The sequence below is a fragment of the Shinella granuli genome (genome assembly GCF_004341885.1).
GTDB lineage: Bacteria > Pseudomonadota > Alphaproteobacteria > Rhizobiales > Rhizobiaceae > Shinella > Shinella granuli.
Map to the genome: position 1 here is coordinate 156632 of NZ_SLVX01000001.1, position 17528 is coordinate 174159.

The window sequence follows — 17528 nt, forward strand, 5'->3', positions numbered from 1 at the left end:
TTGCCTCACCCGATATTATTGGTTGGGGAAACCGGTCCCGCATGTTCCCTTCGCCCCGCTTGCGGGGAGAAGGTGGCTGCAGGCCGGATGAGGGGCCGGGACAAGACAAGGGAATTTCCATGACCGAGACCATTACCTACGCCGATTTCGAACGGGTCGACATCCGCGCCGGCACCATCATCGAGGCGCTGCCGTTCCCGGAGGCGCGCAAGCCCGCCTACAAGCTGTCGATCGACTTCGGCCCCGAGATCGGCATCAAGAAGTCCTCGGCGCAGATCACCGTGCATTATACGCTGGAAGACCTCGTCGGTCGCCAGGTGCTGGCCGTCGTCAACTTCCCGCCGCGCCAGATCGGCCCGGTGCGCTCGGAAGTGCTGACGCTCGGCTTCGAGGACGCGGCGGGCGCCATCGTCCTTGCCGGCGTCGAACGGCCGGTGCCGAACGGCAAGAAGATGTGCTGATCCGTTCTCGTATTCAAACCTCTCCCCACGCTCGACGTCATCCTCGGTCTTGAGCCGAGGATCCTGCGGGTGTGGCGTGGATGCTCGGGTCAGGCCCGAGCATGACGGAGGAGAGGCTGGAGGCCTTGGTCTAGGGGGTGGTTCGGAGACTTGGCCCAGGACAGGCCGGAACCCTAAGCGGCAGCCTCCGACCTAGTGGATGTCCCGCGACAGGGGCGGGCCCAGACGGAATTCCGTGAATTCCGCCTCGAAGCCCTCGCGCTGCGGCGAGCAGGCCATCAGGCCGACCGAAAGGTCCGAAAGCTCCGGCGGGAAATAGGCAAGGCGCGCCATGCGCCATTCGGTCATGGCATCCGTCTTGTACTGAATGAAAAGTGCGTCGCCGTTGCGCGTAACGCGCACGGACATCGCCTTGAAATCGTGATCGATGCGGAAGGCGGACCAGTCGGAATGGCCGCGCGTCACCACCACGCTGAAATGTTTCGCGCCGTCGGTGAACTCGATGCCGCATTTCATCCAGGTCGTCTCGTCGTGGCGGATCATCAGGCCGGCCTGGTCGTAGAGCGTCTCGTAGCGGCCGGAAAAGGCCGTCTCCAGCGTGAAGTCGCCGGTCCAGGGGCGGTGCAGGAAATGGCCGCTGTCCGGCTGGAAGCCGTAGTAGGTGCGCTGCCAGAAATCGCTCTCAAGACCGGTGCGGACGTGGAGGCGGCCGTCGCGGATCGCGCTTTCGGCCGGCGGATTGAGCCATGTCAGGCCGTCGAAAGTGGATATGCTCATAGGCTTGGCCCCTTCTCGGTTCCTGTTCTTGCCGTACTATCCGGCAGCGAAGCGATGCCGGTTCGGCTGGAAATGCCCTATGCGGGAATGCGGATCGTCGCGCGAAGGCCGCCCATCGGGCTGTCCGACAGCGTGACATTGCCGCCGTGGCTGCGGGCGATGTCGCGGGCGATGGCAAGGCCGAGGCCGGTGCCCGATGCATCGAGATTGCGTGCCTCGTCGAGCCGGAAGAAGGGCTTGAAGACATCGTCGCGGGAGCGTTCGGGAATGCCGGGGCCGTCGTCGTCGACGGTGATGGTCAGCCATTTGGAGCGGTGGCGCGCCTCGACATGCACGGTCTTGGCATAGCGCATGGAATTGGAGACGAGGTTTCCGACGAGGCGGCTGAAGGCGTTCGGCCGCACCATGACCTCGTCCTCGCCGTCGATCTCGCTGGAGAAGGCGCGTTCGTGCAGCTCCGCTTCCATGGCGAACTTGTCGAAGAGGTCGGTGAGCCGCAGCCGGCCGACGTCCTCCTCCACGTCGCCGCGCGCGAAGGAGAGGTATCCTTCGAGCATGGTCTGCATGTCCGCAACATCCTTGTTGAGGCCCTGCAGGTCGGGATTGTCGCCGGCAAGCGCGAGCTGCAGCTTGAAGCGGGTGAGGATGGTACGCAGGTCGTGGCTGACGCCGGTCAGCATGGCCGTGCGCTGCTCCATCTGCCGCTCGATGCGCTCGCGCATGAGGATGAAGGCAAGGCCGGCGCGGCGCACCTCGTCCGCCCCGCGCGGCGCGAAGTCCTCGGGCATCTTCTGGCCCTTGCCGAAGCTCTCCGCCGCTTGCGCCAGCGCCAGGATCGGCCGGATCTGGCCGCGCAGGAAGAGGATCGAGATGGTGATCAGCACCAGCGAGGTGCCGACCATCCAGAGCAGGAAGATATGCGTGTTCGAGGCATAGGCCTGGTTGCGCCGCGCATAGACGCGCAGGATCTTGTTGTCGAGCAGGATGCGGATTTCGACGAGGTTGCTTTCGCCGACCGTGTCGATCCAGAACGGACGGCGGATCTGCCGCACGATTTCCTCGCTCAGGATCTCGTCGAGGATGTTGAAGAAGGGCTTGCTGCGCGGGGCGGGCAGTTCCGTGCCCGGCTCGATGGCGATGTTGAGCTCCAGCCGCTCGCGCGCGATGCGCGTGATCTCGGAATAGTTGGCATCCTGCGGATAGGTGTCGATGAGATCGATGATGGCGGCGATGTCGCGGGTGACGGCCGTCGAAAGGCGCTGGGTGACGAGCTGCCAGTGGCGCTCCATGAAGACGAAGGCGACGACCGACTGGAGCAGCACCATCGGGATGATGATGATGAGCAGCGAGCGGGCGTAGAGACCCGTCGGCATCTGCCGGCGCAGCCAGCGGGCAAGGCGCTTCCAGCCGGCCACCGGCGCGCGCTCGATATCCCGCTTGAAGGTCTCGAACGTGGTCATGGGAGCGGATTTTCCGCGAAGGTGCAGCCGCGATTGTGCGAGTCGCGCCAAGACCTTGCCGCAAGACCTTCATGCGGATGCGCACGGAAACCCGTGTTGAACCTCTGCTTGAATTGCACCTGGCAGCGCACGGTCAGCCTTGCTCCACGCTCAATCGATAGCCGATGCCGCGTACGGTCTGCAGCCACACCGGGTTGGACGGGTCGTCCTCGATCTTACGCCTCAAGCGATTGATCTGCACGTCGATTGTGCGTTCCCCCACTTCTGTTTCTTCGCCGATCAGCTCGTGGCGCGGAATGGTCTCGCCGGCGCGCAGCGAGAAGAGCAGCATGATCTCCTGCTCGCGGTCGGTGAGGCGGATGGCGTCGCTGCCGCGCTTCAGTTCCTTGCGCACGATGGAGAAGGTGTAGGGCCCGAACATGACCTGTTCGATCTTTGGCGTCACCGGCGCGGCGTTGCGCTTCAGGATGTTGTTGATGCGCAGCACCAGTTCGCGCGGCTCGAAGGGCTTGGAGAGATAGTCGTCGGCGCCGGCCTCCAGGCCCTCGATGCGGGCCTTCGATTCGGCGAGCGCCGTCAGCATCAGGATCGGCACGGGGCGGATTTCGCGCAGGCTCTTCGTCAGCGACAGGCCGCTCTCGCCCGGCATCATCACGTCCATGATGATGAGGTCGAAGTCGAGCCCGCGCAGCTTGCGCCGCGCCTCGTCCGCATCGCCGGCCACGGTGACGCGAAAACCCTCGCCCATCAGGTAGCGGTTGAGAAGATCGCGGATGCGGGTGTCGTCGTCGACGACGAGGAGATGGGATGCGTCGTCGGAGGGCGTGCCGGCAGCGGTCATCGTCTGTCCTGCCTTTTCTGCTTGTCAGTCGTTCATTCGCTCTTGGCGTTCTGCATGCCGGTGAGGAACTGGATCACCACCTGGCGCTCGTCCGCGCTCATCGCCTCAAATGCACGGGCGATGCGGCGGGATTGCGGCTCGGCGAGCGCCAGTGCCAGCTCCCGTCCGGCCCGCGTCGGATAGAGCTTGCGCTGGCGGCGGTCCTCGGGGCCGGCCACCTGCTGGATATAGCCGGAATCGATGAGCTGCTTCAAGACGCGCGCCAGGCTCTGCTTGGTGATCTTCAGCGTGTCGAGCAGGTCGGCGACCGTCATGCCGGGCTCGCGGTTGACGAAGTGCACGACCCGGTGATGGGCGCGGCCGAAGCCGCTCTTTTCCAGGATCGCGTCGGGATCGGAAATGAAGTCGCGATAGGCGAAGAAGAAGCCCTCGATGATCTCGAAATCGATGCGGCCGTCGCCCGTCATGGCGTCGTGGTGCAGCTCGCTCACGCCGTTCCTGTCCGGCATCTGTCGCGCCACGTTGTCATTTCCTTTCATGCCTTGCCGTCCCTGCGTAATTTATAGCAAGATATGTCAGCTTTGTTGACATATTTTTCCACCCTTGTTAGGGTCCCGCGCAATTTGCGGTTCCCGGGCGCCGAAGAAATCCGGTGTTTTTCCGATCCCCAATCCGGATTACGATCGTGGTTGGATACTCCAGGCCCGTTTCTGGTTAGACCGTAACAGGCGAAACAATCAACTTGAAAGAATGGCGCGGACGCGCCGGAGGATGAGACGATGGCAGTTCCTTTCGATCAACTGGATGGGCAAATCTGGTTCAACGGCGAATTCGTCGACTGGAAGGACGCGAAGATCCACGTGCTGACGCACGGCCTGCACTATGCAAGCGCCGTGTTCGAAGGCGAGCGTGCCTATGGCGGGCGCATCTTCAAGCTGACCGAGCATAACCAGCGCCTGCACACGTCCGCCGAGATTCTCGGCTTCAAGATCCCCTATTCCGTGGAAGAGCTGGACGCGGCGAGCATCGAGCTCCTGAAGCGCCAGGGCTTTTCCGAAGCCTATGTGCGGCCGATCGCCTGGCGCGGCTCGGAGATGATGGGCGTTTCGGCGCAGAACAACCGCATCAACGTCGCCATCGCCATCTGGCAGTGGGGCAGCTATTTCAACCCGGCCGAGAAGCTGAAGGGCATCCGCCTCGACATCGCCGAGTACCGTCGTCCCGACCCGAGGACCGCGCCCTCGAAGTCGAAGGCCGCCGGCCTCTACATGATCTGCACGATCTCCAAGCACGCTGCCGAAGCCAAGGGCTATGCGGATGCGATGATGCTCGACTATCGCGGCCGGGTGGCGGAAGCCACGGGCGCCAACATCTTCTTCGTCAAGGACGGCGTCATCCATACGCCGGTGCCGGACTGCTTCCTCGACGGCATCACGCGCCGCACGGTCATCGAGCTTGCCAAGCGCCGCGGTTATGAGGTGGTCGAGCGGGCGATCCTGCCCGAAGAGCTGTCGGACTTCTCCGAATGCTTCCTGACGGGCTCGGCGGCGGAAGTGACGCCGGTCTCGGAAATCGGCCCCTACCGCTTCACGCCGGGCACGATCTGCGAAACGCTGATGAACGACTACATGAAGGAAGTTTACCCCGTCGCCGCCGCCGCTGCGGAGTGAGCGGCAAATCCGGGTAATGAACCGGGCGGCCCTTTCGGGCCGCCTTTCGTTTGCTCAGGCGGGCTTCTTGCCCAGCACCGCGCCGACGATCGCCGTCAGCACGCCGCCGCCGACGAGGCCGCCGATGCCGTCGGCAACGAGGCCCGAGAGGCCGGCTTCCCCGCCCAGCATCTGCAGGAGAAAGCCGCCGCCGACACCGCCGATGGCGCCGACGATGGTGCGGACGACCGCGCTCACGGCCGCCTGTTTCAGGGCGGCGCCGGCCACGTTGCCGCCGATGGCACCGGCGATGAGCTGCGTGATGATGGGCATCAATGCTTCCATGACTTCCCCTCCGAAAGGTCCGCCCGGAATGGAGAGTGATCCGAGCCGGACACTTGCCTCGCTACCGGGGCGTGGCCTGAGGCCCGCGCGCCCGTTGCCGAAAGACTCGGCATCCGCAACGTGCGGACAAAATTGGGATAAGTCAATTTGCCCGTGTGCGTCCTGCACCGGAGTTTTGGAACGTAAAGAGGCGGCCGCAATGCGACCGCCTCTTCCTTCCCCGCAGTGGCTTGGTTGCCGCGGTTGTTATTCTGCTGCGATGACGCCCCGGCGGATCTGGTCTTCCTCGATCGATTCGAAGAGCGCCCGGAAATTGCCCTCGCCAAAGCCTTCGTCGCCCTTGCGCTGGATGAATTCGAAGAAGATCGGGCCGATCACGGTCTTCGAGAAGATCTGGAGCAGGATCTTCGTCATGCCGCCGTCGACGACGCCTTCGCCGTCGATCAGGATGCCGTGCTTCTTCATGCGCTCGACCGGCTCTTCATGGCCGACGACGCGCACATAGGAGCGGTCGTAGTAATTGTCCGGCGGGCCGGGCATGAACTTGACGCCGTTGTCGGCCAGCCTGTCGGTGGCGTCATAGATCGCGTCCGTGCCGACGGCGATGTGCTGGATGCCTTCGCCCTTGTACTTCTTCAGGTATTCGACGATCTGGCTCGTCTCGTCCTTCGATTCGTTGAGCGGAATGCGGATCTTGCCGCAGGGCGAGGTTATGGCGCGCGAGACGAGGCCGGTGATGCGGCCGTCAATGTCGAAGAAATGGATCTGCTTGAAGCCGAACAGCTCGCGGTAGAAGTCCCACCACTTGTCCATGTTGCCGCGATAGACATTGTGGGTGAGGTGATCGAGATAATAGAAGCCGACGCCAGCCGGTTTCGGGTCGCGTTCGCCCGTCCAGTCGAATTCCGCGTCATAGGCGGAGCCCTTGGCGCCGTATTTCTCGACGAAGTAGAGCAGCGAGCCGCCAATGCCGACGATGGCGGGCACGTCGAGCGCCTTATCATTGCCTTCATAGGGCGTCGCGCCCTTGGAGACGGCATGGGCGAAGGCATGGTTCGCATCGACCACGCGCCAGGCCATGGAGGCGGCGCACGGGCCGTGCAGGCCGGCGAATGTCATGGCGTGCGAGCCGGGCTCGGCATTGACGACATAGTTGATGTCGCCCTGGCGCCAGACGGAGATCGCCTTCGTGCGGTGGGTCGCGACCTTGCTGTAGCCCATACGGGCGAACAGCTCTTCCAGCTTTTCCGGCTCGGGATGGGCGAATTCGACGAACTCGAACCCGTCGGTCCCGGCCGGGTTGTCGGCGGTGATCAGCGCCGGCGGTGCGTCATGCGGGAAAGGGCCCATCCTTCGTCCTCCTCGATGGTGATGGCGGGAAGTATGACGCGTCTTCCATGCAATGTGCGTGCATAGTGCTTGCGCTTTGACAATTTCATGCGATTTTCGTGCATCATGTTGGGATTTGGAGGCTGATCCGTGCAACTGGACGACTTCGACCGTAAACTGCTCGCGCATTTGCAGGAGGATGCGCGCCTGACCAACAACGAACTCTCCGAGCGCATCCATCTTTCCCCCTCGCAATGCTCGCGCCGGCGCATCCGGCTGGAGGAGGAGGGCATCATCCGCGCCTACCGGGCGGAGCTCGACCGGGAAAAGCTCGATCTCGGCATCGTCATCGTCGTCACGGTGACGCTCTCGACGCACAACCGCGACAATGCGGTGCGCTTCGCGCGGCTGATCTCCAACCTGCCGGAAGTGCTGGAGGCGTTCTCGTTGACGGGGGAGATGGACTATATCATCAAGGTCGTCGTCCCGAACCTCAAGGCGCTCTCGGCCTTCGTCAACGACGTGCTGCTGCCGCACGAATCCGTTTCGCATGTGAAGACCGCCATCGTGCTCGATACGCTGAAGGAGACGATGGCGCTGCCGCTCTGAGCACTGTTGCCGGCGCGCAACAGCCACCCTCGTTGCCCTGTTCCCGCAGGAACACGCCCGACTCTGCCGCCGTTGTAGAAAGCGATCACAACGGATGAGACAGCGCCGAACGCGGCCGACAGTCAGGAAACAGGATCATGCAGACGAACAGCCCGAAACAGGATAACCCGGTCGCCAATCGCCTTCGTCCGGTCGTCTACCTCTATGCCGCGGTCAACATCGCCGTCGTGGCGCTGCTTTTTTCCACCGTCTCGCCGACACTGGCGACCGGTCCCGCACAGGAGATCGCCAGCCTGCGCTGAGCCGGCATCCGGTCTTCGCGTGGTTCGTCGCAGAAATCCCGGAGTCGGTTGAAGGGCTTATGCGCAAGAGCTGATGTCCTGCAGCATGCTTTGCGCGCGGCGCTGGAATGGCTATATCAGGCGCAACGCGGCATTTCGAGCGAGGACCCCCATGGGCATGCTTCAGGCGGGCATCATCCCCGTCACCCCCTTCCAGCAGAACTGTACCATTCTCTTCGACAGCGAGACGAAGGAGGGCGTGGTCGTCGATCCCGGCGGCGATGTCGAGGTGATCCTCAACACGCTCCAGGAGAACGGCATCACGGTGAAGGCGATCTGGCTGACGCATGGCCATATCGATCATGCCGGCGGCGCCAAGGAACTGAAGGAGGCGCTCGGCGTCGACATCATCGGGCCGCACAAGGACGACTTGTCGCTGCTGCAGCGGCTGGAGGCGCAGGCCTCGATGTTCGGCGTGCCGATGAAGGTGAGCAATGTCGTGCCGGACCGCTGGCTGGAGGACGGCGACACGGTGTCCTTCGGCGACCATACGTTCGAGGTCTATCACACGCCCGGCCACGCGCCCGGACACGTCATCTATTTCCACCGCGGCCAGGGCTTCGCCCATCTCGGCGACGTGCTCTTCCAGGGCTCGATCGGCCGCACGGACCTGCCGGGCGGCAACCACCAGCAGCTCCTGGAGTCCATCCGCGACAAGGTGTTCCCGCTCGGCGACGAGGTCGGCTTCCTCTGCGGTCACGGGCCGGGCGGCAAGATCGGCGAGGAGCGGCGTACCAATCCGTTCCTGCGCGGTCTGTAAACGCAAGAGAGGCGGGCGCCGCGTGGCACCCGCCTCTCGATGTCAGTCCGGATAGCTCTCAGCCTGCGGTGCAGAAGTGCTCGCGGCCGTCATAGCCGATGAAGGTGCCGCTGTTCGGGTTGAACGAGCGGTAGCGCCGCGCGCAGTAATCGTACCAGGACTGGGTCCAGGGCTCGTAGCTCGGCACGACGACGGGCTGGCGGTAGATCACGCGCGGCTCGGGTTCCGGATAGTAGTCCGGCTCGACATAGACGCGGCGTTCCTCATAGCGCGGTTGGCTGGCGATGGCGCCGCCGATGATCAGGCCGGTGGCAAGGCCGAGCGCTCCGCCGACGACGGCGTCGCGGCCATGGTCGCGGTCGCGGTGATGGCGGCGCGGCTTGCGGTATTCGTAGGTATCGCCTTCGCGCCAGTAGCCATCGCGGTTGCGATCACGCGCTTCAACGACGCCGGCCGTGGCGGTGAGGGTCGTCGCGGCGACGGCGGCAGACAAGACAAGGGTTTTCAGGACTTTGTTCATGGCGTCTTTCCCAGGTTCCGGTCCAATACCGGCTGATGGCGAGGAAACTAGACAAACGCGGCTGAACGGTGGCTGAACGAAAAAACCCGGCATCTCTGCCGGGCTCCAACTGAAAATCCTGTAAGGCGCCGGATCAGCCGGCGATCTGCAGGTTAACCGCCTTCGGGCCTTTGCCGCGGCGATCGGGTTCCGTGTCGAAGCTTACCTTCTGGTTCTCGGAAAGGCCGTTCAGGCCGGAAGCCTGCACAGCGGAAATGTGTACGAAGATATCCGCACCACCGTTGTCGGGCTTGATGAAGCCAAAGCCCTTCTCGGTGTTGAAGAATTTTACGGTGCCAGTTTCGGCCATACGTCAGGTCCTTTTCTCTCTGCCCGTATATTTGGCGGCGGGCAGCATATCAGTTTTGCCCCGAGGGGCGTTAGGCAGGCAGTTCTCGAGGTTGAGGAAAGGGTCCTGTTTTCACCGCAGCCAGCCAGCCAGATAGTCCCGTGGACTGTCCAGATCTTGGCTGCCCGGAATTGTTTCGCGTCTCCGGCGCGCTTTTATTCAAGGTCTTCCCGTGTTCGCAAATTGCCCGAACGGCGCAAGAGTGATGTGTTTGCGTTAAATTGGCAAGCAAAAGTTTTGGCGCGGGTTTGATGCGCCTCACTTTGGTCAAATTCCGGGCGATTGCCGAAAAAACCCGCAGGCTTTGCGGGGCTTTGCAGTTTTCGTATGATTTATATTGCGCTGCCGAAGGAAGCGCGGTGCGCGCGGGAGGCCGTCATACTTCGGCGGCCGCGGCCGCGTGGCGTCAGTCCATCGTGGTCGAGCGCGAGACGCGCAGCAGTGCGCCGTTCGTATCGTCCGTCAGCAGCAACAGCGCGCCATCGGGCGCCACGATCACGTCCCGGATGCGGCCGAATTCGCCATCGAACATCCGCTCTTCCGAAACGATAGCGCCGCTCTCATCGCGCTCCAGCCGGGTGATGAGCTGGTACTTGAGCGCGGCGACGATCAGGTTGCCCTCCCATTCCGGGAACATGTCGCCGTGATAGACGGCGATGGCGCCCGGCGCGATGGAGGGGTCCCAATAATAGAGTGGCTGTTCGTACCCTTTCGCCGCCGAACCGAGGTCGAACTCCGCACCCGAATAATGGCGGCCGAAGGAGACGAGCGGCCAGCCGTAGTTGCGACCGGGCTGCGGGACGTTGATCTCGTCGCCGCCGCGCGCGCCATGCTCGACGGTGAGCAGCGTGCCGTCCTTCGGGTCGATGGCGAGGCCCTGCGGATTGCGGTGGCCCTTCGACCAGATCTCCGCCAGTCCCTCGCTGCTGCCGAGGAAGGGGTTGTCGGCATGCGGGCTGCCGTCCGGGTTGATGTGCAGGATGGCGCCGGCATGGTCGCGCGGATCCTGCGCGCGCGGGCCGTCGCCGCGGTCGCCGATGCCGAAGAACAGGCTGCCGTCCCTGGCGATGGCGATGCGCGAACCGAAATGCTGGCCGCGCGAGGTGAGGCGGTTCATGAGGAAGATGCGCGTCGTGTCTTCCAGGGCCGTGCCGTCCGCCGAAAGCCTCGCTTTGGCCACTGCCGTGCCGGAACCGCCATTGCCGCGGGCGCTGTAGGTCAGGTAGAGCGTGCGGCTGGTGGCGAAATCCGGGGCGAGTGCGATGTCGAGCAGGCCGCCCTGGCCGGTGGTGGAGACTTCCGGCACGCCGCGAAGAGGGGCGGAGACCTTGCCGTCGCGTATCAGGCGGAGCGTGCCGCCCTTTTCGGAAACAAGATGGGCGCCGTCGGGCAGGACCTCGACGGACCAGGGCTGCTTCAGGCCCGTCGCCAGCGTCTCGACGACGAGCGCGGCCTTCTTGCTGGGGATTTCGCGGGTTTCGGCGGCGGATGCGGGGGAGGCCGGCAGCGTCGCGGCCAGGAGGAGCGTCGCGGCAGCGCCCGCCAGAATGTCTTTCAAGGGCCGATTGTCCTGTCGCATCGCCGTCTCCTGTCTTCTGCCGTTAACTGGCCCACAGGCGAGCGGCTTTCAAGGGCGGCGCCCGGGACGACGGCTCACTTTTGCGTGGGCTCGATGTGAGAGGTCGTCTTTTCGATGCCGGAGGTCTTGATCGTGTCGAGCGCGACGGCGGGCGGCGACATCAGGCTGATCACCATGGCGACGCAGGCGGCGAGCGCCGTCATCGCGATCAGGAACATCGCACGGGACTCGCGCGCCTTGGGCTTCCTGCCGATCTTGTCCTCATCCAGAAACATCGTTTTCCCTCCGGTCCCTCGCTTGCCTTGGCAACGAAAAAGCCCGCCGAAATCGGCGCGAGAAGGACCGAATTGCGGCAAGGCCCGGCATTTATTGTGGCAAAAAGATGGCAAGGTAAAAAAGCCGGATTTCCAGTGCATTCGGCCGAATAGATCGCACGGTTCCGCCGTCCTAGATCCCTCTGCGGCCGAACTGGCGGACGGGGCGTGCGGCGCGGTTTTCCACGGGCACGGAACTCGCCGTTGCGGCCGTGGCGGCAGGCGTCTGTGCCGGCGCGTCGTCGCCTTCGGGGAAGGTGACGTTGAAGCCCGTCGGAGCCGGTTCTGGCCGGGCGAGCAGGTAGCCCTGCATCAATGGTCCACCCATGTCGCGACACAGCGCGATCATCTCCGGTTCCTCGATGCCGCCGACGATGGCGCGGATGCCCTTTGCCGCGAACTGGCCGATGACGACGCGCAGGAGGGCGAGGCCGGCGGAATTTTCGACGAAACTGCGCAGCCAGGCGGTATCGAAGGTCACGAATTGCGGTTTCAGGCGCTCCAGCCGCTCGAGGTCGCGGTCCTCGCCGGTATAGTTGTCGATGGCGATGGCAAAGCCGCTGTCATGCAGGCGCGCGGCGAAGGGCACGAGCGTGTCGAGGTCGTCCCGCGGGTGCTCCCGGATCTCGCAGGCGATGCGTGCCGGCGGCAGGCCTGCCTCGTGTGCGGCAAGCCGCAGCCATTCCACCTCCTGGCGGATCGCCTGGGGCGTCGTGTAGAGGCCGGCGTGGAAATTGATGATGAGCGCGGCCTCGCGCCGGCCGAGCACGCCGGTATTGAGGATGTGCAGGCTGCGGCAAAGGCCGTCCACCGCCATGCGCTCTTCTTCCGGCACGCGCTCGAAGAATTCCGCCGGGGAGCAGGGCATGTTCCCCGCGCTGGCCCGGATCAGCCCCTTGAAGGCGGCGATCTGCAAGCGGCCGTCCGCGCCTTCGCGAAAGATCGGCTGAAGGGCGGTTTGCAGGAAAAAGGGGCCATAGACTGCGCCGAAGGCGCCGTCCGGCTGCCGGACGAGATTGGAGAAGATGCTTCTTTCGCTCATGCAGCGTACCATCCGCTGGAACGTCCCGACCCGCGTTACTATAGACGATACCTGTTAATGTTGGCTTAATCCTTCGCGTAAAAATCTTCGGTGTTTCCCTTCGATTCAACCATTTGGTGTATTTTCTTCCGGGCGGGCTTTCAATCCATTCCCTCCGCTGATGGGGTTCATGATTTTTTGCGCCGAAGCCTGGTTTTCCCGCTTTTTTCCGCCTTCGCGCTTGCAAGACCCGCCCACATTCGACATAGACCTAACCGCTATGGAGCCCGGCGCTCCGGGTCCATGGCGCCAAGCCGTCTTTGAACCCGATGAGGACATCTCCATCATGGCCTTTCTTGCCGACGCCCTTTCCCGTGTGAAGCCTTCCGCCACCATCGCCGTTTCCCAGAAAGCGCGTGAACTGAAAGCCAAAGGCCGTGACGTCATCGGGCTTGGCGCTGGCGAGCCGGATTTCGATACGCCGGACAATATCAAGAAGGCCGCCATCGACGCGATCAACCGCGGCGAGACGAAGTACACGCCGGTCTCCGGCATTCCCGAACTGCGCGAAGCGATCGTGAAAAAATTCAAGCGCGAGAACGGTCTCGACTACACAGCCGCGCAGACGATCGTCGGCACGGGCGGAAAGCAGATTCTTTTCAACGCCTTCATGGCGACGATGAATCCGGGCGATGAAGTCGTCATCCCGACGCCCTACTGGGTGTCCTATCCGGAAATGGTGTCGCTGTGCGGCGGCACGCCGGTCTTCGTCGCCACGACGCAGGAAAACAAGTTCAAGCTGAAGGCCGAGGACCTGGAAAAGGCGATCACGCCGAAGACCAAGTGGTTCATCTTCAACTCGCCGTCCAATCCGTCGGGCGCCGCCTACAGCCATGACGAGCTGAAGGCGCTGACCGACGTCCTGATGCGCCACCCGCATGTCTGGGTGCTGACGGACGACATGTACGAGCACCTGACCTATGGCGATTTCAAGTTCGCGACCCCGGTCGAGGTCGAGCCCGGCCTCTATGATCGCACACTGACGATGAACGGCGTTTCCAAGGCCTATGCGATGACCGGCTGGCGTATCGGCTATGCGGCCGGCCCGCTCGCCCTCATCAAGGCGATGGACATGATCCAGGGCCAGCAGACCTCCGGCGCCTGCTCGATCGCCCAGTGGGCGGCCGTCGAGGCGCTGAACGGCACGCAGGATTTCATCCCGGAAAACAAGAAGATCTTCGAAGGCCGCCGCGACCTCGTCGTCTCCATGCTCAACCAGGCCACGGGCATCGAGTGCCCCTCGCCGGAAGGCGCCTTCTATGTCTATCCGTCCTGCAAGGGGCTGATCGGCAAGACCGCCCCCTCGGGCAAGGTCATCGAGACGGACGAGGATTTCGTTTCGGAGCTTCTGGAAGCCGAAGGCGTCGCCGTCGTGCATGGCTCGGCCTTCGGCCTCGGCCCGAACTTCCGCATTTCCTATGCGACGTCGGAAGCCCAGCTCGAGGAAGCCTGCAAGCGCATCCAGCGCTTCTGCGCGGCCTGCAAGTAAGCGGCGGGCAAAGCCCGCCGGCGAGGGGGAGGCAGGGACGACAAACCTTGCCCCCACCCGCCGCCGCCATCCTCGGCCTAGAGCCGAGGATCCGGTGCCGCATCCGGGGCATGGATGGCCGGCTCAGGTCCGGCGAGGCCAACGTTCAGCAATCCGGCCCGCCGGCGACGGCGGGTTTTTTATTGCCGTCCCCCGTGAAATCTCCGCTTTCGTTGCCGATATTGGGGGGAAAGCCAATCCTGGAGCAGGACCATGAAAAGGAAGTCACTTGCCGTCGCCGTCCTGGCGATCCTTGTCGTTGCTGGGCCCGCCCTTGCTGCGGACGGTTACAAGAACGGCGACGAGCGGGCGCCGCGCGGCAGCATCGTCGTCAGCGAGCGGGCGCAGCACATGTCGTTCTACGACTATTTCTTCAACAATCCGGGCAAGTCCCGCACCCTGCGCTATGATCCCGGCGAGTATTACAAGGGCCTGACCCGCGAATACGACCGCCCCTGACACCCGGCCGTCGCCCTGGAGAGTAGGGGCGGGGGCGGAAGGCCATGTAAAAGGAAAACGCCCGCGGGGAGGAAGCCGCGGGCGTTTCTGTCCTCCCTCGGGGGAGGCGGCGCCGGGGTGCTGGATTGCGCAGCGCCCCGGTGCGAATGTCAGGCGACGTTTTCGAGGATCGGATAGTCCGTGTAGCCCTTGGCGCCGCCGCCGTAGAACGTGTCCTTGTCCGGCGCGTTCAGCACGGTGCCGTTCTTCAGCCGCTCGACGAGATCCGGGTTGGCGATGAACAGCTTGCCGAAGGCGACGAGGTCGGCCTTGCCGCTTTCCACGGCGTCGATGGCGAGCGCCCGGTCGTAGCCGTTGTTGACCATCCAGGCCGCCTTGCCGCCGGCGGCGTGATAGGCCGCGCGCAGCGCCGCATAGTCGAAGGGCTTGTCGCCCTGCTGGTGGTCCCGCGCCCCGCCCGTCGCGCCTTCGATGATGTGGATATAGGCAAGGTCATGCTTGGCGAGACCTTCGACCACATGGGTGAAGAGCGGCTGCGGGTTCGGGTCGAAGGCGTCGTTGGCGGGTGTCACCGGCGAGATGCGGATCGCGGTGCGGCCCGCGCCGATCTCCCCGGTGATGGCGTCGACAACCTCGAAGAGCAGGCGGGCGCGGTTCTCGATCGAGCCGCCATATTCGTCCGTGCGGACGTTGCTGCCCGAGCGCAGGAACTGGTCGAGCAGGTAGCCGTTGGCGGCGTGGATCTCGACGCCGTCGAAACCGGCATCGATGGCGGCGCGGGCGGCGCGGCGGTAGTCTTCCACGATGCCCGGAAGCTCGGCCTTCTCCAGCGCGCGCGGCTCAGAGGTCTCTGCGAAGCTGCCGCTGCCGTCGGCATTGACGAGATAGGTCTTCGACTTGGCGCGGATCGCCGAGGGGGCGACCGGCTTGCCGCCGCCCGGCTGCAGCGTGTCATGGGAGATGCGGCCGACATGCCACATCTGCACGACGATCTTGCCGCCGGCCTTGTGCACGGCATCGGTGACTTCCTTCCAGCCTTCCAGCGCCTCCGGCTTGTAGAGGCCCGGCACGTCGGCATAGCCCTGGCCCTGGTGGCTGATGGCGGTTGCTTCGGTGATGAGCAGGCCGGCGCTGGCGCGCTGCTCGTAATAGGCGGCGTTCAGCGTGTTCGGCACGGCGCCCGGCGAACGGTTGCGCGTCAGCGGCGCCATGACGATGCGGTTGGCAAGCTGGATGTCGCCGATCTTGAGAGGGTCGAAGAGCGAGGTCATGGATAGTCCTTCTTCTGGCTTGGGAAGCGTTCTTTGTCTTTCGCAATTCCGGACGGAAAACCGTTTCACGCTTTTCCTGGAATTGCTCAGAGAGCGCCGTTGATGTGGTGGAGAAAGGCCGCGATCTTGTCTTCGTCGCGTTTGAAGAACACCCACTGGCCGACCTTGCGCGTCGTCACGAGGCCGGCGCGCTGCAGGGTGGCAAGATGGGCGGAGACGGTGGACTGCGAGAGGTCGCAGCGCTTTTCGATCTGACCGGCGCAGACGCCGAAGTCCAGCGGGTGCTCCTGGCCGGGAAAATGGCTCTGCGGCTCCTTCAGCCAGGCGAGAATCTCCAGCCGCTTGGGATGGGCGAGGGCCTTGAGGATTTCGTCGGTGTCGAGCGGGCTCATGTCTATCGTGGTCCGGCGATGGATATATCGGTTATTTCCGATATTGGTTTCGCCATTGTCCGATGCAAGAGGTCCCGACAAAAAAAGAGGGCCACAAGCGAAGCTCGGGCCCTGCAGGTGTGAAGGTATGAAACCTCCAGAGGGGAACAGCCAACGCGCGGCACTGGGAGGAGAAAGACCGCAGGTGCGCTGGCTGAATCGAATATGGGAGAGGCGGCGCACTTCTTCAAGAGAAACGCGTGCCAAGTTTTGCAGAAACGCTGAAAAATCTGTTTTGGTTAATGGAAGGCAAAAAAAGAGGGCCACAAGATCAACTTGGGCCCTTTATAGTTTTGAAGGTAATAAAACCTCCAGAGGGGAACAGCTGGTGCGGTGGCACTGGGAGGAAAAAGCCACCAAAGTGCATCAGCTGCGTGCGATATGATGGTTTTGTGGGCACACATCAATCATTTAATGTGCATGCCAGCCATGCATGAGGCGCAGGCCTTGCGAATCCGCCTCCTCAGAAGTTCCAGTTGCGCGCCTTGGCGACGATGAAATCCCGGAAAACCTTGAGCTTCGCGGAGTTCTTCATCTCGCTCGGATAGCAGAAATAGGTATCGAAGGACGGGATGTCGGCGCTGACAGGCAACTGGATGAGGCCCGGATCGCGCCCGACAATATAGTCCGGCAGCATCGCGACCCCGATGCCGAGCAGGCAGGCGCGCTTGATCGAGGTCTGGCTGTTGATCTGCAGGATGGACGGGCGGGGGTTGTCCGAATCGCGTCCGGCGATCTCCAGCCAGTTGACGTCGAGCAGGTAGCTCGGCGCGGGCTCGCCGAAGGTGATGATCTTGTGGTTGTCGAGATCGTCGATCGACTGCGGCTCGCCGTAGCGGTTGATGTAGGAGGGCGCGGCGTAGATGTGCATGTGCACGGTGAAGAGCCGACGCTGGATGAGGTCCGACTGCTGCGGTTCGCGCAGGCGGATGGCGCAGTCGGCATGGCGCATGTTCACGTCCAGCTCCTCGTTGTCGAGGATGAGCTGCACCTGCATGTCCGGGTAAAGGGCGAGGAATTCCTGCACCTTGTCGGTCAGCCAGCCCTGGCCGAGGCCGACCGTGGTGGTGATGCGCAGCTTGCCGCTCGGCTTTTCGGTGTTTTCCGTGAGCTGGACGCGCACGCTTTCGAGCTTCATCAGCACGTCGTGCGCGGTGCGGTAGAGGATCTCGCCCTGTTCGGTGAGGATGAGGCCGCGGGCATGGCGGTGGAAGAGCTTTATGCCGACATCCTGCTCCAGCGCGCTCACCTGGCGGCTGATGGCCGATTGAGACAGGTGCAGCTTGTCCGCCGCATGCGTGAACGAGCCGGCCTCGGCCGCGGCATGAAAGATCCGCAGCTTATCCCAATCCAGCGGCATTCTAACCCCCATATGTCTTTATGGC

21 protein-coding genes are annotated in these 17528 nt (G+C 63.6%); 7 read left to right on the forward strand and 14 right to left on the reverse strand.

The window, feature by feature from the left end:
* The first annotated feature begins 119 nt into the window (after window positions 1-119).
* A complete protein-coding gene (locus EV665_RS00770; RefSeq protein ID WP_133032731.1) occupies window positions 120-461 on the forward strand; it encodes a tRNA-binding protein in 342 nt (113 codons plus the stop codon).
* Window positions 462-653: 192 nt separating this feature from the next.
* Here EV665_RS00770 and EV665_RS00775 read toward each other — a convergent pair whose 3' ends face one another.
* From EV665_RS00775 to EV665_RS00790, 4 genes are all read right to left on the reverse strand, one after another.
* Window positions 654-1238, reverse strand: coding sequence for a DUF1349 domain-containing protein (locus EV665_RS00775; RefSeq protein WP_133032732.1), 585 nt, complete (start codon window positions 1236-1238; stop codon window positions 654-656).
* 77 nt (window positions 1239-1315) lie between these two features.
* Window positions 1316-2698, reverse strand: coding sequence for an ATP-binding protein (locus tag EV665_RS00780; protein WP_064330741.1), 1383 nt, complete (start codon window positions 2696-2698; stop codon window positions 1316-1318).
* Window positions 2699-2831: 133 nt separating this feature from the next.
* Window positions 2832-3539 carry a response regulator gene (locus EV665_RS00785; RefSeq protein WP_064330740.1) on the reverse strand — a complete coding sequence of 236 codons (708 nt, stop codon included), beginning with the start codon at window positions 3537-3539 and terminating at the stop codon, window positions 2832-2834.
* Between the two features lie 32 nt (window positions 3540-3571).
* Window positions 3572-4048 carry a MarR family winged helix-turn-helix transcriptional regulator gene (locus EV665_RS00790; RefSeq protein WP_245507637.1) on the reverse strand — a complete coding sequence of 159 codons (477 nt, stop codon included), beginning with the start codon at window positions 4046-4048 and terminating at the stop codon, window positions 3572-3574.
* 270 nt (window positions 4049-4318) lie between these two features.
* Between EV665_RS00790 and EV665_RS00795 the strand changes: the two genes are divergently transcribed.
* Entirely contained in the window at window positions 4319-5209 is an 891-nt protein-coding gene (locus tag EV665_RS00795) for a branched-chain amino acid aminotransferase (RefSeq protein WP_133032733.1), read from the forward strand.
* A gap of 54 nt (window positions 5210-5263) precedes the next feature.
* On the opposite strand, the gene EV665_RS00800 is transcribed toward EV665_RS00795, so the two are convergent.
* Together EV665_RS00800 and hppD are read right to left on the reverse strand one after the other, a co-directional pair.
* Entirely contained in the window at window positions 5264-5533 is a 270-nt protein-coding gene (locus EV665_RS00800) for a hypothetical protein (protein WP_064330738.1), read from the reverse strand.
* Between the two features lie 246 nt (window positions 5534-5779).
* Window positions 5780-6883 (reverse strand): 4-hydroxyphenylpyruvate dioxygenase, encoded by a 1104-nt coding sequence (gene hppD / locus EV665_RS00805; protein WP_133032734.1) that lies wholly within the window; start codon window positions 6881-6883, stop codon window positions 5780-5782.
* 129 nt (window positions 6884-7012) lie between these two features.
* Between hppD and EV665_RS00810 the strand changes: the two genes are divergently transcribed.
* From EV665_RS00810 to EV665_RS00815, 3 genes are all read left to right on the forward strand, one after another.
* On the forward strand, window positions 7013-7471 hold the full coding sequence (locus EV665_RS00810; protein ID WP_064330736.1) for an Lrp/AsnC family transcriptional regulator: 459 nt from the start codon (window positions 7013-7015) through the stop codon (window positions 7469-7471).
* A gap of 137 nt (window positions 7472-7608) precedes the next feature.
* On the forward strand, window positions 7609-7773 hold the full coding sequence (locus tag EV665_RS32165; protein WP_162852931.1) for a hypothetical protein: 165 nt from the start codon (window positions 7609-7611) through the stop codon (window positions 7771-7773).
* 157 nt (window positions 7774-7930) lie between these two features.
* A complete protein-coding gene (locus EV665_RS00815; RefSeq protein WP_133033052.1) occupies window positions 7931-8572 on the forward strand; it encodes an MBL fold metallo-hydrolase in 642 nt (213 codons plus the stop codon).
* Window positions 8573-8630: 58 nt separating this feature from the next.
* On the opposite strand, the gene EV665_RS00820 is transcribed toward EV665_RS00815, so the two are convergent.
* The 5 genes from EV665_RS00820 to EV665_RS00840 all read right to left on the reverse strand — a co-directional run bounded on the left by EV665_RS00820 (window position 8631) and on the right by EV665_RS00840 (window position 12415).
* Window positions 8631-9092, reverse strand: coding sequence for a BA14K family protein (locus tag EV665_RS00820; protein WP_133032735.1), 462 nt, complete (start codon window positions 9090-9092; stop codon window positions 8631-8633).
* Window positions 9093-9225: 133 nt separating this feature from the next.
* Window positions 9226-9441: a cold-shock protein gene (locus EV665_RS00825; protein ID WP_064330734.1), complete on the reverse strand. Its 216-nt coding sequence runs from the start codon at window positions 9439-9441 to the stop codon at window positions 9226-9228.
* A 445-nt stretch (window positions 9442-9886) separates the two neighbouring features.
* On the reverse strand, window positions 9887-11059 hold the full coding sequence (locus tag EV665_RS00830) for a PQQ-dependent sugar dehydrogenase (RefSeq protein ID WP_133032736.1): 1173 nt from the start codon (window positions 11057-11059) through the stop codon (window positions 9887-9889).
* A gap of 74 nt (window positions 11060-11133) precedes the next feature.
* A complete protein-coding gene (locus EV665_RS00835) occupies window positions 11134-11334 on the reverse strand; it encodes a hypothetical protein (protein ID WP_133032737.1) in 201 nt (66 codons plus the stop codon).
* Window positions 11335-11506: 172 nt separating this feature from the next.
* Entirely contained in the window at window positions 11507-12415 is a 909-nt protein-coding gene (locus tag EV665_RS00840) for an EAL domain-containing protein (RefSeq protein WP_162852933.1), read from the reverse strand.
* A gap of 325 nt (window positions 12416-12740) precedes the next feature.
* Here EV665_RS00840 and EV665_RS00845 point away from each other — a divergent pair, with 325 nt between their 5' ends.
* Window positions 12741-13943, forward strand: coding sequence for a pyridoxal phosphate-dependent aminotransferase (locus EV665_RS00845; protein WP_064332583.1), 1203 nt, complete (start codon window positions 12741-12743; stop codon window positions 13941-13943).
* 252 nt (window positions 13944-14195) lie between these two features.
* Window positions 14196-14441, forward strand: a complete 246-nt coding sequence (locus EV665_RS00850; RefSeq protein ID WP_133032739.1) for a hypothetical protein — start codon at window positions 14196-14198, stop codon at window positions 14439-14441.
* A gap of 149 nt (window positions 14442-14590) precedes the next feature.
* Here the strand turns inward: EV665_RS00850 and EV665_RS00855 are convergent, their stop codons facing one another.
* The 3 genes from EV665_RS00855 to EV665_RS00865 all read right to left on the reverse strand — a co-directional run bounded on the left by EV665_RS00855 (window position 14591) and on the right by EV665_RS00865 (window position 17503).
* Entirely contained in the window at window positions 14591-15712 is a 1122-nt protein-coding gene (locus tag EV665_RS00855) for an alkene reductase (RefSeq protein WP_133032740.1), read from the reverse strand.
* Window positions 15713-15798: 86 nt separating this feature from the next.
* Window positions 15799-16104, reverse strand: coding sequence for an ArsR/SmtB family transcription factor (locus EV665_RS00860; RefSeq protein WP_064330728.1), 306 nt, complete (start codon window positions 16102-16104; stop codon window positions 15799-15801).
* Between the two features lie 502 nt (window positions 16105-16606).
* Window positions 16607-17503, reverse strand: coding sequence for a LysR family transcriptional regulator VtlR (locus tag EV665_RS00865; protein ID WP_064330727.1), 897 nt, complete (start codon window positions 17501-17503; stop codon window positions 16607-16609).
* Window positions 17504-17528 lie beyond the last annotated feature (25 nt).

Coding starts and splice junctions, on each gene's coding strand:
- EV665_RS00770 (WP_133032731.1), top strand. CDS start 120: ATGACCGAGACCATTACCTACGCCGATTTCGAACGGGTCGACATCCGC.
- EV665_RS00775 (WP_133032732.1), bottom strand. CDS start 1,238: ATGAGCATATCCACTTTCGACGGCCTGACATGGCTCAATCCGCCGGCC.
- EV665_RS00780 (WP_064330741.1), bottom strand. CDS start 2,698: ATGACCACGTTCGAGACCTTCAAGCGGGATATCGAGCGCGCGCCGGTG.
- EV665_RS00785 (WP_064330740.1), bottom strand. CDS start 3,539: ATGACCGCTGCCGGCACGCCCTCCGACGACGCATCCCATCTCCTCGTC.
- EV665_RS00790 (WP_245507637.1), bottom strand. CDS start 4,048: ATGCCGGACAGGAACGGCGTGAGCGAGCTGCACCACGACGCCATGACG.
- EV665_RS00795 (WP_133032733.1), top strand. CDS start 4,319: ATGGCAGTTCCTTTCGATCAACTGGATGGGCAAATCTGGTTCAACGGC.
- EV665_RS00800 (WP_064330738.1), bottom strand. CDS start 5,533: ATGGAAGCATTGATGCCCATCATCACGCAGCTCATCGCCGGTGCCATC.
- hppD (WP_133032734.1), bottom strand. CDS start 6,883: ATGGGCCCTTTCCCGCATGACGCACCGCCGGCGCTGATCACCGCCGAC.
- EV665_RS32165 (WP_162852931.1), top strand. CDS start 7,609: ATGCAGACGAACAGCCCGAAACAGGATAACCCGGTCGCCAATCGCCTT.
- EV665_RS00815 (WP_133033052.1), top strand. CDS start 7,931: ATGCTTCAGGCGGGCATCATCCCCGTCACCCCCTTCCAGCAGAACTGT.
- EV665_RS00820 (WP_133032735.1), bottom strand. CDS start 9,092: ATGAACAAAGTCCTGAAAACCCTTGTCTTGTCTGCCGCCGTCGCCGCG.
- EV665_RS00825 (WP_064330734.1), bottom strand. CDS start 9,441: ATGGCCGAAACTGGCACCGTAAAATTCTTCAACACCGAGAAGGGCTTT.
- EV665_RS00830 (WP_133032736.1), bottom strand. CDS start 11,059: ATGCGACAGGACAATCGGCCCTTGAAAGACATTCTGGCGGGCGCTGCC.
- EV665_RS00835 (WP_133032737.1), bottom strand. CDS start 11,334: ATGTTTCTGGATGAGGACAAGATCGGCAGGAAGCCCAAGGCGCGCGAG.
- EV665_RS00840 (WP_162852933.1), bottom strand. CDS start 12,415: ATGAGCGAAAGAAGCATCTTCTCCAATCTCGTCCGGCAGCCGGACGGC.
- EV665_RS00845 (WP_064332583.1), top strand. CDS start 12,741: ATGGCCTTTCTTGCCGACGCCCTTTCCCGTGTGAAGCCTTCCGCCACC.
- EV665_RS00850 (WP_133032739.1), top strand. CDS start 14,196: ATGAAAAGGAAGTCACTTGCCGTCGCCGTCCTGGCGATCCTTGTCGTT.
- EV665_RS00855 (WP_133032740.1), bottom strand. CDS start 15,712: ATGACCTCGCTCTTCGACCCTCTCAAGATCGGCGACATCCAGCTTGCC.
- EV665_RS00860 (WP_064330728.1), bottom strand. CDS start 16,104: ATGAGCCCGCTCGACACCGACGAAATCCTCAAGGCCCTCGCCCATCCC.
- EV665_RS00865 (WP_064330727.1), bottom strand. CDS start 17,503: ATGCCGCTGGATTGGGATAAGCTGCGGATCTTTCATGCCGCGGCCGAG.